Source organism: Synechococcus sp. PCC 6716, from assembly GCF_022570815.1.
Lineage (GTDB): Bacteria > Cyanobacteriota > Cyanobacteriia > Thermosynechococcales > Thermosynechococcaceae > Thermosynechococcus > Thermosynechococcus lividus.
Genome location: NZ_JAKLTU010000010.1, coordinates 18390 through 33074, shown reverse-complemented (window position 1 = coordinate 33074; position 14685 = coordinate 18390). Strand labels below are relative to the sequence as shown.

At 53.6% G+C, this 14685-nt stretch carries 18 protein-coding genes; 4 read left to right on the top strand and 14 right to left on the bottom strand.

Annotated elements, in window-relative coordinates; all coding sequences use genetic code 11:
- Nucleotide 1 precedes the first annotated feature (1 nt).
- Together L5220_RS06985 and wecB are read right to left on the bottom strand one after the other, a co-directional pair.
- On the bottom strand, nucleotides 2–655 hold the full coding sequence (locus L5220_RS06985; protein ID WP_099799838.1) for a diacylglycerol/polyprenol kinase family protein: 654 nt from the start codon (nucleotides 653–655) through the stop codon (nucleotides 2–4).
- A 5-nt stretch (nucleotides 656–660) separates the two neighbouring features.
- A complete protein-coding gene (gene wecB, locus L5220_RS06980) occupies nucleotides 661–1788 on the bottom strand; it encodes a non-hydrolyzing UDP-N-acetylglucosamine 2-epimerase (protein WP_499572589.1) in 1128 nt (375 codons plus the stop codon).
- 221 nt (nucleotides 1789–2009) lie between these two features.
- On the opposite strand from wecB, the gene L5220_RS06975 reads away from it, so the two are divergent.
- The gene (locus L5220_RS06975) at nucleotides 2010–2396 is read left to right on the top strand and encodes a 2Fe-2S iron-sulfur cluster-binding protein (RefSeq protein ID WP_099798533.1); all 387 of its coding nucleotides are present in this window, start codon (nucleotides 2010–2012) and stop codon (nucleotides 2394–2396) included.
- Between the two features lie 3 nt (nucleotides 2397–2399).
- A complete protein-coding gene (locus L5220_RS06970) occupies nucleotides 2400–3248 on the top strand; it encodes an inositol monophosphatase family protein (RefSeq protein WP_099798532.1) in 849 nt (282 codons plus the stop codon).
- Nucleotides 3249–3321: 73 nt separating this feature from the next.
- Here the strand turns inward: L5220_RS06970 and L5220_RS06965 are convergent, their stop codons facing one another.
- The 5 genes from L5220_RS06965 to L5220_RS06945 form a co-directional block, all read right to left on the bottom strand.
- Nucleotides 3322–3804: a Ycf51 family protein gene (locus L5220_RS06965; RefSeq protein WP_099798531.1), complete on the bottom strand. Its 483-nt coding sequence runs from the start codon at nucleotides 3802–3804 to the stop codon at nucleotides 3322–3324.
- Nucleotides 3804–4283: a Fe-S cluster assembly sulfur transfer protein SufU gene (sufU, locus tag L5220_RS06960; protein WP_448526742.1), complete on the bottom strand. Its 480-nt coding sequence runs from the start codon at nucleotides 4281–4283 to the stop codon at nucleotides 3804–3806. Before sufU ends, L5220_RS06965 begins: the two co-directional genes overlap by 1 nt.
- 51 nt (nucleotides 4284–4334) lie before the next feature.
- Entirely contained in the window at nucleotides 4335–4745 is a 411-nt protein-coding gene (locus tag L5220_RS06955; RefSeq protein ID WP_499572587.1) for an MAPEG family protein, read from the bottom strand.
- A 3-nt stretch (nucleotides 4746–4748) separates the two neighbouring features.
- Complete coding sequence (locus L5220_RS06950; RefSeq protein ID WP_499572585.1) at nucleotides 4749–5621, bottom strand: 6-carboxytetrahydropterin synthase; 873 nt, start codon at nucleotides 5619–5621, stop codon at nucleotides 4749–4751.
- Between the two features lie 97 nt (nucleotides 5622–5718).
- The gene (locus L5220_RS06945; protein WP_499497802.1) at nucleotides 5719–6774 is read right to left on the bottom strand and encodes a phytoene/squalene synthase family protein; all 1056 of its coding nucleotides are present in this window, start codon (nucleotides 6772–6774) and stop codon (nucleotides 5719–5721) included.
- A gap of 264 nt (nucleotides 6775–7038) precedes the next feature.
- Between L5220_RS06945 and L5220_RS06940 the strand changes: the two genes are divergently transcribed.
- Nucleotides 7039–7725, top strand: a complete 687-nt coding sequence (locus tag L5220_RS06940) for a phosphorylase family protein (RefSeq protein WP_499572583.1) — start codon at nucleotides 7039–7041, stop codon at nucleotides 7723–7725.
- Here the strand turns inward: L5220_RS06940 and L5220_RS06935 are convergent.
- From L5220_RS06935 to L5220_RS06905, 7 genes are all read right to left on the bottom strand, one after another.
- Entirely contained in the window at nucleotides 7703–8155 is a 453-nt protein-coding gene (locus L5220_RS06935) for a hypothetical protein (RefSeq protein ID WP_099798525.1), read from the bottom strand. The genes L5220_RS06940 and L5220_RS06935 overlap by 23 nt on opposite strands.
- A gap of 41 nt (nucleotides 8156–8196) precedes the next feature.
- On the bottom strand, nucleotides 8197–8730 hold the full coding sequence (locus tag L5220_RS06930; RefSeq protein ID WP_499572581.1) for a hypothetical protein: 534 nt from the start codon (nucleotides 8728–8730) through the stop codon (nucleotides 8197–8199).
- A 16-nt stretch (nucleotides 8731–8746) separates the two neighbouring features.
- Nucleotides 8747–9349: a 2OG-Fe(II) oxygenase gene (locus L5220_RS06925; protein WP_448526188.1), complete on the bottom strand. Its 603-nt coding sequence runs from the start codon at nucleotides 9347–9349 to the stop codon at nucleotides 8747–8749.
- 84 nt (nucleotides 9350–9433) lie between these two features.
- Nucleotides 9434–10726 carry a Fe-S cluster assembly protein SufD gene (gene sufD, locus L5220_RS06920; RefSeq protein WP_099798522.1) on the bottom strand — a complete coding sequence of 431 codons (1293 nt, stop codon included), beginning with the start codon at nucleotides 10724–10726 and terminating at the stop codon, nucleotides 9434–9436.
- Nucleotides 10723–11505, bottom strand: coding sequence for a Fe-S cluster assembly ATPase SufC (sufC, locus tag L5220_RS06915; RefSeq protein ID WP_099798521.1), 783 nt, complete (start codon nucleotides 11503–11505; stop codon nucleotides 10723–10725). Before sufC ends, sufD begins: the two co-directional genes overlap by 4 nt.
- A 298-nt stretch (nucleotides 11506–11803) precedes the next feature.
- Entirely contained in the window at nucleotides 11804–12379 is a 576-nt protein-coding gene (locus L5220_RS06910; protein ID WP_499572579.1) for a PD-(D/E)XK nuclease domain-containing protein, read from the bottom strand.
- 12 nt (nucleotides 12380–12391) lie between these two features.
- Entirely contained in the window at nucleotides 12392–12733 is a 342-nt protein-coding gene (locus L5220_RS06905; protein WP_499572577.1) for a hypothetical protein, read from the bottom strand.
- 102 nt (nucleotides 12734–12835) lie between these two features.
- On the opposite strand from L5220_RS06905, the gene ggt reads away from it, so the two are divergent.
- The gene (ggt, locus tag L5220_RS06900; protein WP_499572575.1) at nucleotides 12836–14659 is read left to right on the top strand and encodes a gamma-glutamyltransferase; all 1824 of its coding nucleotides are present in this window, start codon (nucleotides 12836–12838) and stop codon (nucleotides 14657–14659) included.
- Nucleotides 14660–14685: the final 26 nt, after the last annotated feature.

Below are 14685 nucleotides of genomic sequence, written 5' to 3'. Positions count from 1 at the left end.
CTCAAACCAACAGCAACGCGTAAGCTATGAGGGCACTGCCAATGGGAACGGTCAGGTTATCTAGCCCTCGCCATGCCACTAGTTCAAGAACCGTTGCACTTAGCCCCACCACCGGGGCAACCCACCAGAGACCTAAGGGGGCAAGTGGGGCAAGGGAGAGCGCTGCCACAAGGCTGCTAATCAAAAACATGGCAATGGTTCCTTCCCAGCTTTTGGTGGCGCCAGCAATAGAAAAAGGGTGGTGGCCAAAGTTAATGCCTACCAATGCAGCGAGGCCATCTCCCCACGCCATAATCAAAACCCCTAAGACCGCAAGCTCCGGAAGTTTATCCCAAAAGAGTGCCATGAGACTACCGATACTGACGGCATAAAAAAAGGTGCCCCAGCTTTGCCTACCCACGCTACTAATACTTTCGAGGAGGGGCATCCGATAGGAAAGCAACGTGAGGCCAGCGGCAATAAGGGCGGCAATAATGCCCCAACTGGTGGGAACTCGCAAGACATAGGCAATGAGAATAACTTGCCCTGCACCGATATGCACCACTTTCCGAGACCACTCCTTAGCATCGGGAAACCAGTAATGCACAAGCTCCGCTGCCAACAGTACCAGTCCTAGCCAACTGGTGACCCACAGGGCTGCCCACAGGGCTGACATCGTGCTCATGGGGGCGGTGTCTGAGAAAAAAACTGCTGCACAATTGTGAAGATGCGATCGCTGGCGTGACCATCTCCAAAGGGGTTAATGGCGTTGGCCATACGGTTGTAGGCCGCAGGATCGTTAAGCAGTTCGAGGGCGGCAGCAGCAATGCTCATGGCGGCAGTTCCCACCAGTTTGGCGGTGCCAGCAGTGACGGCTTCAGGACGTTCCGTTGTTTCACGGAGTACTAGGACGGGCTTACCGAGGCTGGGGGCTTCCTCCTGGAGACCGCCGGAGTCCGTGAGCACGAGGGTGCACCCTTTGATAGCTGCCACGAGGGCAGGGTAGTCGAGGGGTTCGGTCAAAAATACGCGCGGATGTTTGCCTAAGTAGGTTTGCAATGGCTCGCGTACTGTGGGGTTGCGGTGCAGCGGCAGGAGTAAGGCTGTGTCGGGGAGAGCGTCCAAAATCTGCAAGAAACCGGCGGCAATATCCGCAAGGGGGTCTCCCCAGTTTTCGCGGCGGTGAACTGTGGCCAATAGAACGCGATATTGTTGCCAGTCGAGGCCGGGCACTGTACACACAGGCTGGCGATCGGCCACTTGCAGAAGGGCATCAATAACGGTGTTGCCGGTCAGGTGAATGCCGCCAACCACTCCCGACGCCTTAAGGTTAGCCACGGCTTGGGTTGTCGGTGCAAAGTGTAGCTGTGTTAACTGGGAAATCAGCCGTCGGTTGGCTTCCTCGGGGTAGGGATTGTAGAGGTGGTCGGTGCGTAACCCTGCTTCGACGTGCCCTACGGGAATCTGTTGATAAAATGCGGCAAGGGTCGCGGCAAAGGCTGTGGTGGTGTCTCCTTGCACAAGTACGAGCTTTGGCTGTAACTCTTGATAAAGCTGCTCTAGCCCTTGCAGAGAACGGCAGGTAATCTCTGTGAGGGTTTGCTTGGGACGCATAATCGCCAGATTGCGATCCGCCGTTAGGTGGAACAGGTTCATCACTTGGGTCACCATTTCGCGGTGTTGCCCTGTGAGCACCACGTAGGGGACAAAGTGGGGCGATCGCTGGAACACTTGGATAACTGGCGCTAGCTTGATTGCTTCCGGGCGAGTACCCAGCGTAATACAGATAGGAATAGGGGAAGCAACCATAAACGCAGCAGCAGACTAAACAAGCGCAACGAGTTCAGCTTATCAAAAAAGGAATAGGCAGAACTGAGCTATCGTTGCTATGTTTGTGATAATTGTGGTTTCGGGATACCCAGAGATCGAGGATCAGCGATAGTGATGGACAATGTTGCAACGAATCGGCAACCGGAGTTAAGAATTGGCTGCGTTCGTCCGGGTCTGTATTGGGGTAGTTATAGCAGTTTATGAGCAACACCCATCGCGTTACGATTCGCGTTCGCCCCCTCAAGCCTGGGGATCCGCCACCTCAAACCTATACGATTGAGGTACCGGAGGATCGCTACATTTTGCACCATGCCGAGAGCCAAGGGCTGACACTTCCCTTTGCCTGTCGCAATGGCGCCTGCACCACCTGTGCTGTGCGAGTGCTCTCAGGGGATATTTACCAGCCTGAGGCCATGGGGTTATCTCCGGCACTACAGGCGCAAGGGTATGCCCTCCTTTGCGTTAGCTACGCCCGCTCGGATCTGGATGTTGAAACCCAGGACGAGGACGAAGTCTATGAACTCCAATTTGGTCGCTATTTTGGTCAGGGACGGGTACAGTTGGGGTTGCCCCTCGATGAGGACTAGGGTATGGCATCAGTAAACTGCTCCCTTCCGGAGGTAGAGCGGCAGCGCTACCTAGAAATTGCTACCGAGGCTGCCCTTGCGGGTGGGGCTGTGCTACAGCAGTATTGGGGAAAGCTCTCAGAGATTGAAGAAAAGGGGCGAGCGGGTGACTTGGTGACCGTTGCCGATCGCCAGTCGGAAGCAGCGGTACTCGATGTTCTGCAGCGCCACTGCCCGCACCATGCCATTCTGGCGGAAGAGTCTGGTTTTTCAGGGATGCAACAGAATGAATTTCTGTGGGCGATCGACCCGTTAGACGGTACTACCAATTACGCGCACCAGTACCCCTTTAGCGCGGTTTCCGTTGCGCTGTTGGTAGCTGGGGAACCCCATGTGGGTGTGGTGTACGATCCCTTTCACCGGGAATTATTTCGCGGGGCGACGGGGCTAGGCGCAACTCGCGATCGCCAACGGATTCGGGTCTCTGACACCTCGGAGCTAAGCAAAAGCCTACTGGTCACTGGCTTTGCCTACGATCGCCGCGACACAGACGACAACAACTATGCCGAGTTTTGCTACTTAACCCACCTCACCCAAGGGGTGCGCCGTGGCGGAGCAGCAGCCATTGACTTAGCCTATTTAGCCTGTGGTCGCCTTGATGGCTATTGGGAGCGAGGCCTATCTCCGTGGGATTTAGCAGCAGGGGTGGTCATTGTCCGTGAGGCGGGGGGCGTGGTAACCGCCTACGATCAATCCCCATTTGATCTAGCCTCAGGGCGCATTTTAGCCACTAATGGGCATTTACACGCGGCTCTGAGCCATGCCCTACAGCGGGTCAAGCCCCTAGGCTTTGCCTTCTTACCTGACGACTAAGCCCCCTGCCTAGTCAGTACTTTGTGAGTCACTTTGTGGACTTTATCGCTCCCCAAGCCGCTGTATCGCTGTATCAAAGAATTTGCACATCAACGTGGGTGTCGGTGCGATCGCTAAGGGAGCGTGTGGCCACCCCTAGAATCACGGGTTCGGAAACATTCGGTTGAGGATGGCGAATAGTGCGGGCAATCACCACGAGGCGATCGCCCCCTCGTCCCAAACGGCCAAGGGAAAATAAGTCATTAGCTGCCTGCACTAGGGTTGCTTCCAAGGTCTCTGTGGTCACCTCTGGCGGCACTGTAATCACGACTTGGGTGGCACCATTGTCATAAACCAGTGTATATTTGCCCGCCCCGGGGACAGGGGTATGGACAATAGGCACAATACTCAGGGCAAACAGCCCTACCGTCACCACCCCCAAAAAGCCAGTAATACCCACAAACCGAAAACGGACTCCCCAACGCAATAAAAACGCTAGAGCTGTCAGACCTGCCATCACCACTGTGGCAATGCCAACCCAACGGCTATAGGTGGCAAACTCTGTTGGTGTTAGCACTAGTCCTCCTCCTCGTTGCTAATGACGCCATTGTTCTGCTGTTGCTGTAATGCGGCTCGCAGGGTATGCCATGTCAGCGTGGCGCACTTAATCCGCACCGGAAACTGGGCGACCCCCTGCATCACGTTGAGCTTGCGAAACTCTTTTGGGAACTCAAACTGCCCCTTCATCATGGATTGGAACTGCTCAACCATTTCCAGTGCACGTCCCACGGGCTGTCCGCGCAGGGCATCCGCCATTAAATCCGCTGACGCCATGGCGATCGCGCAGCCCTCTCCCTCAAACTTAATGTCTTTAATAAACAACTGACCAGCATCATCCGTGGCCAAGGCCACGGTTAAATCAATAGTGTCACCACAGGAGGGGTTATGCCCCCGCTGCCGCCGATCTACCGGATTCGCTTGCCCCCGATGCCGCGGCTTTTTGTAGTGCTCCAAAATAACTTGCTGATACAGGGTGCGCAGATTGTCTAGAGACATTTACTATACTCTATGCCAAAAGCATATTTTTGAGGGATCAGTTATTCCATTTTACGCTGAAAGCGCCGCCAGACTTTGGAGAAAGAGCGTGAGGGTAGCAGCAGTCCCCACACCAAACATCAAGGAGCGGCCAATGGGAATATTTGCAATATAGAAAATCGAGTAGAGAAAGCGAGCAACGACAAAACTCACACTGGCGATCGCCACCGTTTGAGTCTCTACATGTGTTAAAAGAGTCAGCAGCACCGCCGCCGCAAAGGGCATAAAAGTTTCAAAGGAATTTTCGTGCGCCCACACCGCCCGCTGGGCAAAGGGTGGCAGCTTATCAAACAGCGCCCGAGGGGCAGCCACATCAAACCCTGCCTGCACCCGACCAATCACCACAAAAATGTAGGGAAAATAAATCAGCACCGTAGCAGCAACTAGGCTAGCGGCCAACAACCACCGAATCGTTGGAAACATGTCCTACACGCGCTCCAACACTGGTAATACTGTTTCGCGGGGGGATGTGCCTTGGGCAGACTCCTCACACAGAATCTCACAGGAATTATTTGGACTTTCGATCAACTTCACCTTGTGGAGTGTGGCACCGAGGTCACGAATGGGCTGCCGCAGGACATCGGCAATATAAATCGCAATGTTCTCGGCTGTGGGTACCACCGTCGCAAAGTAGGGAATATCTTTATTCAAAAACGTGTGATCCAGGGGTTCAATCACCCATTCCTTAAGCACTGCTTCCAGCTTCACCAAATCCACAATCATCCCAGTACGCGGATGAATCTCACCCTTGACCGTAATTTCCACATGGTAATTATGCCCATGGCCGTGGGGACGAGCACACTTGCCGTAAATCCGGCAGTTCTCCTCATAGCTGAGTTCCTCAAGGGCAAGGCGATGTGCCGCACTAAAGTGGGTACCAACCGAAAGATAGGCGTCCATAGGGTCTCCAGTGTAGTCCGCCCAAAGGCGGGGGKGCTCAAATAACCGAATCCGCACAAGGGGCAAGTGGGGAGCCAACCGATCCCAAATCGTGCGGGCAAGATGCTCTGTGGTGGGCAGGGTAGTTTGAAACTCCGGCCACACCTCATTGAGGTACGAGAAATTGAGCGGCTCAATCACCTGCTGCCGAATTACCTGCTTCACCTCCGACAAGTTCAGCACCATGCCAAAGGCATCCACGTCTCCCTGCATGGAAACAACCAGTTCATAATTGTGACCATGCCCCGGAAAACGGCTACAAGCACCGAAGTAAGATAGGTTTTGAGCCTCAGACCACTCCGGCAACCAGTAGCGGTGACTAGCCGCAAATTCGGCACGGCGGTTGATAATACAGACCATTACAGCTACTTTGTGAAGATTTGCAACAAGGCGAAAATCTTCCCATATCGTAGCCTATTCTGAGCCACTGCACCATTGGTATTTTTCTAGGTGTGGTCTAAATACCAGTGAGGATGAAGGGCTTTTGACGAACTTGGCTAATCAACCAACGTAGGGTATGGTTGCTCAAGATCGAAATCGGCCCCATGAGCATTAAGGACTTCACCTCAGCACGACTAATTTTGACCACGCCGCCGGGCTTGAGCATGGCGGTGGAGTGGCTGAGATCCCGCAGGGTCGCGTAGGCAAACAGCAGTGGCAGCACGCAGAACATCCGAATCGGTACCGCAGCTTTGGGAACCGAGAGGAGATAGGCTTGGGCTTCGTCAAGATCATGCCATGCCAAGGCAATCAGATCCTTAATAGCAGCGTGGTTTTGCTCTAGGTGTGCCGCACTTAAAATCAACTGGTGACTACTACCTTGCTGCAGGAGGGCATCATTGGGAATATAGATGGAATTTTCGTGCTCTGCATCCCACGCAATGTCTTTGAGGATATTGACGGTTTGTAGGGCTTCCCCAAAAGCGCCACACCGCTTCAGCAGCACTTGGTACTCGTCAACCCCAATGCTGGGGGAATGCTCATGCCATAGATCGGTGAGGAGGTAGCCAACTGTGCCAGCAACGTAATAGCAGTACTCTTTATATTCCTCAAGGGTTTGAATACGGATGCCATTGGGGTGCAGGTTGACAAATTTTTTCATGCCGTGCACCATTTCGCTGACCCATCGCTGAACGTGCTGCTGTGAGCGAATGGGTAGGGTGCGATACAACGCAAAGACTAACCCGGTGTTTTGCACTAACTGCACGTGGGCGGCATCTCCTTCCACGCCACGCGCTGTCTGCCCATAACTATTGGCCAAGGCAGGGCTATCAAAACACTCCAGCAGGTGATCCAACAGTGCTGTTTTGGCTGGAATACTGGCCACAGGATCGTCTTCGATCGTGTCGGCAATGCGACAGATGAGGTAGGCCACGAGAACCGCCCGTCCCAAGTGCCCCGGCAAGAAGCGAATGCTCAAAGCAAACGTGCGCGATACTTGCGGCAATATCTCTTGGCAGAACCGCTCTGCATCCTTGACGGAAACTGGGTTTTCCAGCACCATTTGAATCATACGGGGGGTCACTCCTACACGCATTGATAAAGCACAGCCTAGACCATTAGGATTGAGCAGAATCTATAGTTATCATACTTATTACTCTTTGTCTAGGTGGCCTGTGATAGTTGAGCAGGCGTTTTTACCTGTGAATCGAAATTGTCACCGATTGCCAGAACAATAGCATACGCTCAACAAATAACGGTATCAGATTTGGCGGAAATTGCCTCTCATTCACCTTAGCGGACGATTGATTGTGCCACTCTTTGGACTGGTCAGTTTATGAATCGGCAACTAGTGTTAGTCCCCCAAGGGGCAGAATACAGGGCGGTACAGCGGGGGTTGCGGGGGCAGCGGTTGCGCGGGTGGCAGGTGGTTCCCCTGCGGGCGGGAGCGGCAGCCCTGAGCACACCAGCATTATCGGCAGCGTTGGCCAATGGGCCTACCGTAGCGGTCGTTCTTGGGGTGTGTGGTGGCCTGCAACCACAGGATCCGGTGGGGGAGGTGGTGGTCTATCGCACCTGTCAGGATGAGGCTGGAGCCATGGATTCTCTCGATGGGTTGTTGCTGGCTCGCTTTGGCGATCGCTGGCGATTCGTAAAGGCCATCACCACCCAAGGCGTAATGTGCAAAGCCAAGGAGAAGCAGGCATTAGCAAGGCGGTGGGGAGTTGAGGTGGTGGATATGGAGGGAGTGCTTCTGCTGCGGCACTTGCAAGGGTTGGGAATACCGGTAGCGATGGTGCGGGTGATCAGTGATGGGGGAGATCGCGATCTGCCGGATTTAACCCATGCTGTTGATCATCTGGGAAATTTGCGGCCATGGCCACTCATGGTGGCGATGCTGCGGAATCCGTTGGCGGCGGCCTACCTAGTGCAGGGTAGTTTGCGGGCGCTGGCCGTCTTGGAGGCGATCGCCCCAGAGGTGGTGAGGTGTTTGGCGGATCCTACCCCCGCACCTTTGCCGTAAACCCAGAGGCCTTAAACTGCTCTAGCTGCAAGGGTGTGGGTTGATCGTAGGGCACACTAATGCGAATTTCAAAGTCACTGATGCCGGGGGGAATCTCCTCGATCGCGCCAACACGGGTGCGGTTTTGCATGACTGGATTGCCATTGGCATCGTAAATGCGACCAAAGACATCGGCATCAACGACAGTTTTGCCGGATTTATTTTCTGCTTTGCCAGTAATCAGGTAGCAGTTGGCTTTGAGGGTAGTGCCTCCGGGGGTAACGGCACCGCTGCCCACCTCTGGCGGACAGTCGCGGTAGCTAAGGTCAAATAGGCGCACTTGGATGGCGGCGATCGCCGGTGCTGAGGCTAGGCTCATCCAGCACAGCAACCCCAGCAGTGTACCCACTACCCCCCGCTGTATCCATGGGCATAGGCTTCGCTTAGGCATAGTTTCAGGGCATCGTAGCAACTAGCAACAATTGTGCTTCATTATCCCATACTCAGCAAAACCCAAAGATCTATCGCACCCAAGAGCAGGGTGAAAACGGCTAACGTGCCGTACATCCACGGCTGCGCTAGGGGTTTGATGAGGGCGGTGGGCAGCCCTGTTTGCTGCTCTATGAACCGTAGCATCTTGGTAAACCCCGCCACGCGCATTGGCAGTAAATACGCCTGACCTGAGGTGGTGACCAAGTAGTACACCAGTCCCCCTTGACTGGTACTGCGAGGTTGCACAGCTGTAATCTCGGCCCAGGGCACTTGCCATTGCCGCCGCAACACCGCAGGAACCCAGTGGGGATAGGTGATGCCGATGCCTTGAGGGTCTAGTTCAACCCGCTGGCTCAGTGCCCCCCACAGCGCGAGTGCACCGAGGGCGATCGCTCCCCACAGGAGCCACAGCGGTAGCGGCGCAGCGGTATGTTCGGCAAGAAAGGGCAAGGGCAGCGTCAATGCCCCATACAGTCCCATTAAGGTTCCGGAAATGAGGAATGACGTTCGCAAACGCAGTGTAGGTTTAGCCATCGTTCTGGGCAGACTCCTAATAGAATAGCCATGTAGCAAATGCGTACTTTGTGCCCCGTACCACCGGCAACGCGGCGTGGGGATGGGTATAGTAGGCGGGAAACACCACCACATCCCCGGTGCGGGGGCTAACCTTGACCCCTTGGCGATCGAAGTAGGTTTCACCCCCCTCGAACCCATCGTTGAGATAGCCCACCAGACTCACATCTCGGGTGGGAATGCCTTGCTGCATTTCCATTTGGCGGCTGGCAAGGAGCAGGTTATCCACATGGCGACGGTAGCCTTCCCCCTCGTGATAGCGCAGAATGCCAAAGTTTTCCACGTTCGGAAAGCGGATACCGTAGTGCTGGTACAGCACAATTTGAATGGTCTGGGTGTGCTGGAGCAGCAATTGGCGACTGGCGGCTTGCTGCGGGTGGGATGGGTCAAATCGTACTAAACTGCCACCGCGTACGTCCTGATCCACCGTACCCATTAAAATCTGGGCAGCCGCAAACCCCGCTGCTTCCGCCGTTGCAATAATCTGTTGGCAATGGGATGGGGGAATCAAGGCTTGAAACAACAGGATGTCACTGCCGAGATCTAGAATCTGCAACGGGGAGGTGGCCGCCGCCATCATGCACTCCTCTTTATCCCGAAGGAGGAAGGACGCTCAATACCAACTAGCGATGACTGTTGCACCTCAATCCTCCCAATTCGTCACCTAGCGCAGAGCCGCCAGCAAGGCTTCCTCTAGCTCTTGCCGCAGGGGTTCGGGGTGAAGGTCAGCAAGCTGTTCCAAAGCAAAGGCTTTGACCAATAGATCTCGCGCCTGTCGCTCATCCAGACCCCGACTCCGCAGATAGAAAATATCTTCAGCGGCCAACTGGCTGACGGTGGCACCGTGGGAGCACTTGACATTATCGGCCACAATTTCCAGTTGGGGTTTTGTATCCACCCGAGCCTTATCAGAAAGAAGTAGCGTCCGATTTAATTGGCTGGCATCGGTGAGCTGCGCCTGCTGCGGTACGATCACTTTGCCGTTAAAAATACCGTGGGCGCGATCGCCCAAAATGCACTTGTGAACCTGTTCACTGCGGCTATGGGGGGCTTGGAACAGAACCACTGAGTGGGTATCAACAATCTGGTCGTTCATGCCAATAGCTAAGCTTTTGAGGCTAGTGGTCGTAGCCGCGGCGATCGCCTGAATCTGCCAGTGATGACGACTGAGGCTGCCGCCGAGATCAATGGCGTGCCCCCGATAGCGACTGTTGCGATCTTGGCGGATGGCGGTGTAGCCAATATGCAGGGCAGTGGGGGACTGGTGTTGAATCCGCACGTGATTAAGGCGAGCATTCGCCGCTATCTGAAGCTCGGTGACACTATTGGTAAACTGCTGGTCACCGGTCAGGGACATAAACCGCTCAATTAAGGTGGCCTCAGCATTGGCGGCCACCTCTACCCACAGTCGGGGTGCCACCACGCTCTGCTGCTGACGGCTACTGACGTAAAAAATTTCAATGGGGTCAGCAATGGGGTACTCTACCCGCAAGGCAATTGCCTCGGCCAATAGGGCAGCATTTAAGTCGCTGAAGACCTCTGGAGTGACAATGCTACCTACGGCTTGGGGAGGGGGTATTTTTTGTAGGCGATCGCTACTGAAGCGGGATAGCTCGGCACAATAGTGGCCATCAATAAGAACGAGTTGTGCCGCCGTAGCAAAAGCGCGTTCGCACAGTAAATGCCGCACTTCAGCAACAATCTCAGGGGCAAGGGGGGCAATCGGTGCCTGAAAAGATCGCGATCGCAGCCGTGATAGATCGGTAAACCGCCAGTCCTCCTCTCGTGGGGTAGGCAGGTGCTGTTCCCGTAGGCGGGCAATCGCCGCTTGCCGCAGTGCACTTAAGGTCGGCTCCTGAAAAGCGGGTGCTAAAGCCAGCAGATGCTCGAGTTCATTTTGCGCAGGCACCAACGGTAGATCCGCCTGATCTGAGTTCGCTACAACGGTAATCGTCATGGGGTGACCACCTCCTCTTCCCGCACCCAGTCATAGCCGCGTGCTTCTAGTTCTAACGCCAACTCCTTAGAGCCAGTAAGGACAATGCGTCCGGCCTCCATGACATGGACGTAATCCGGCACAATGTAGTCCAACAGTCGTTGGTAGTGGGTAATCAACAAAATACAGTTATCTGGAGTTGTCAGTTGATTCACCCCATTGGCCACAATTCGTAGGGCATCAATATCTAAACCCGAATCCGTTTCGTCAAGAATCGCTAGCGTTGGCTCTAACAAGGCCATTTGCAAAATCTCGTTGCGCTTTTTCTCCCCCCCTGAAAAGCCTTCATTTACCCCTCGCTGCAGGAAGCTATCCTCCAACTTAACAAGGTCAATTTTTTGGCGCACCAAATCATCAAAATCAAAGGCATCCAGTTCCTCGCGCCCTAAATGCTTCTGTTTGGCATTGTAGGCCACCCGCAAAAAGTCCAGATTACTCACCCCCGGGATCTCTAAGGGATACTGAAAGGCTAAGAACACTCCCTCCCGTGCCCGTTCTTCAGGGGGCAACTCCAGAAGATTTTGACCCTTGTAGCGGATGTCACCACCGGTGACCGTGTAGTCAGGGTGTCCCGCTAAAATTTTTGAGAAGGTACTTTTACCGGAGCCATTGGGCCCCATGATCGCATGGACTTCGCCCGCACGGATCGTCAGATTTAATCCCTTGAGAATTGGCGTGTCCTCTACATTTGCGGTGAGGTCACGCACCTCTAAGATCACTTGACTGTCGGGACGAATCACGCCTTACCTCCATTGATGGCCGTTGGTCATGAATTTATATTTCCTTAATGTAGCGCAGTTAGTTCGCGGATTGTGATTGAGGTTGTTGGTAGCAGAGCATTGCTTACAGCAGAAGCGGGCGATCGCTGGCTTTAGGAGCCATTGCACACAAGTCAACCTTGAGCGCCGTACTATGGGGCATGGATGACCCTGTGTTGATACCGCCTCTGATTAAAAGTATCTAATTATACGATTTTCACCACCGATCTGAAAGAACCCATATAGACGGAGCTTGAAGAATTGTTCAAGGGTCTTCAAATTAGTTGGTTGCGCCATAAGGGGATATGACTGTCTTGACTTGAAACCCGCCGCGATCGCCACTGAGGTCATTGATTAAGCCAGCAGGATTGCTTAGCTTGCATTGTGGATCATAAATAAAGCAAATGAGTGTGTGAAATCTGTGACTAGTGTTTCGATAGACTTCAAAATCGATGGCTAAATCTTCTACAATTTCTTTTTGAGATTTTGCACGTGTCTGTTTGACTTCAATAGCGCATCTGTGATCAACCAATAAAAAATCAATACGGTACCCATGAGAATAAGTCTGCGGAACTGTGTACTCACGCCTGATGTCAGGTTTGCCAGATTGATGATTTTTAAGTTTCTGTTTGAGAAGTTGTTCTAGAGCATCTTGTACATCTTTTTCTCTAAGGTTTTGAATGTTTAACTGCTGACCAGCTAAATCATGAAATTGTTGGCATATTTCTATAATTTTACTAATGCTATCTTCACAAGGGTCTGGGAAGAGTTTTTGTCTAATAGCTTGTTGAGTTTGTTGTATTGTTTGCAGATGATTTGAAATATCCTGCCTAAATTCACTGATTTCATTTTTCAAGCTATCTTGAAGCTAAGCATTTGCGGCTGGAAGTAAGTTGCCTCTAATCTGCTCCTGTAGCTGATTGAGTGATGTCCGTAGCTCTTGCTGACTCTCTTCAATGTGGGGTCGTAATTGCTTCAGCAGATTCACATCCCGCACAGTGGCTTGTTGCTGCCGTTGTATGGAGACCCATGCTGCCCCAACCGTAACCGACAAACCACCAGCAATAACTCTAGGATGACCATAGCCAATGCCAATGGTGGCGATCGTCAAACCACTTAAAACAAGGCTATCCGGCCACTTAGATCGAATATGCGACCATAACTGACGAGCAGGGGGCTGTGCAGAGCGTTCTGTTTTTCTCTGAAACATATTATATTTACAGCAGGGTTTGTGGATGACTATAGCAGATCGTTGGCAACCGACAACAACTAGGAATATATTATTTTGTTAATTTTTCATTTAAAATTTGATATGACATTTTCTGTACTGAATCATGTCGCACGGAGGGTAGGCTGGAAAGCACGCTTTGCTGGCGCAAGCCGCTACCATACTAAAGTCCCACCCTCAGGTCTCGGCAACGATAGAGCCATGCTCCATGTTCGATTTCTGTCTTGGCTGACGGTTATGGTAGGGTTGGTCATTCTTCCCATCCGCGCCAACAAAGCAGCAACCCAGAACCTGCAAGCCATGGTGGTAGCGCCCCATCCAGCGGCGGCAACCGTGGGGGTTGAGGTGCTCAGGGCAGGGGGAAATGCCGTGGATGCTGCGGTAGCTACGGCGTTGATGATCTCGGTGGTGGAGCCGTTTTCCGCAGGGATTGGTGGCGGTGGCTTTGCCCTTGTCTATGATGCCTCGTCCCAGGACATTACAGCCTTAGATTTTCGTGAGCGGGCGCCCTTAAGCGCAACCCCTGCGATGTATTTAGACAGTGCCGGAAATCTAATTCCACGAGCCAGCTTAGATGGGGTGCTAGCTGCTGGGACGCCAGGAACGATTGCTGGTTTGGCTGCTCTGCATCATCGCTATGGTAAGCTCCCTTGGCGGCAGCTTGTTGCACCTGCGATCCATGCGGCAGAAGAGGGATTTAGCGTCACAGAACGCTATCGGCGAGCAGCGACCCTCCGTCTTGCGGTTCTCCAAGCAGATGCCACTGCCCGACAGATTTTTCTTGATCAGGGGCAAGTGCCAACCCTCGGCACTGTTATCCGCCAGCCGGATTTGGCCAAGACGTTAGGGGCGATCGCCACCAATCCCAATAACTTCTACAACGGTTGGATTGCCACAGCCATTGCTGATTTCATGGGGCAATCGGGGGGAAAAATGAGCCGCGCTGATTTGGCCAGTTATCAACCCATCTGGCGATCGCCAGTGTGCGGTCGTTATCGCGGCCTCCAGGTCTGTTCGATGCCGCCCCCTTCCTCCGGTGGCGTGGCCCTCATCCAAATGCTGAACCTCCTTCAGGCATTGCCACCGGCAACCACACCCACCGATCGCGGCCATCAGCTAGCCAGTGTGATGCAAATTGCCTATGCCGATCGCGCCCACTATTTAGGAGATAGTGATTTTGTGGCGGTACCTATTGCCCTCCTCACTAGCCCTGCCTATGCCCAACAGCGTGCCCGCGAGATTTTACCCCAACAGGCTCGTCCTCAGAGCAGGGTTCGTGCGGTTGATCCGAGCCAATTGCATCGCCCCGAGTCAGGTAATACTAGCCACCTGACTGTGGTGGATACCGCTCGCAATGCTGTGAGCCTTACCTTTACCATTAACGGTGCCTTTGGTGCTGGCGTAGTTGTCCCCCAGACGGGCATTCTCCTTAACAATGAAATGGACGACTTCGCGATCGCCCCTAATCAGCCCAATCTCTTTGGTGTGGTTGGGGTACAGGTCAACAATCAACCCCTTGCTAACGGCATTAGCGGTGGCAAGCGTCCCCTCTCTAGCATGACCCCAACCATTGTTACCCGCGATGGCCAACTGGTTATGGCCATGGGTTCCACAGGGGGCAGCCGCATTATCACTGCGGTGCTGCAACTCCTGCTCAATATCATTGACCACGGACAGGACGCGCCCACGGCTCTGGCTGGTCCTCGCCTGCACCAGCAGTGGGAGCCAGATGTTTTGTTTGTTGAACCTGGGGTATCCCCAGAATGGCTAGCCACATGGCAGCAGTGGGGCTATACCGTGGTACAACCGCAGCCCTGGGGCAATGCCAACCTCATCCGCGTGCTAGATAATGGAACCTTAGAAGGAGCTGCGGATCCTCGCGGTGAGGGGATTGCAGCTGGATTTTGACTGAAACTTGAGGCAATCAATGGCAG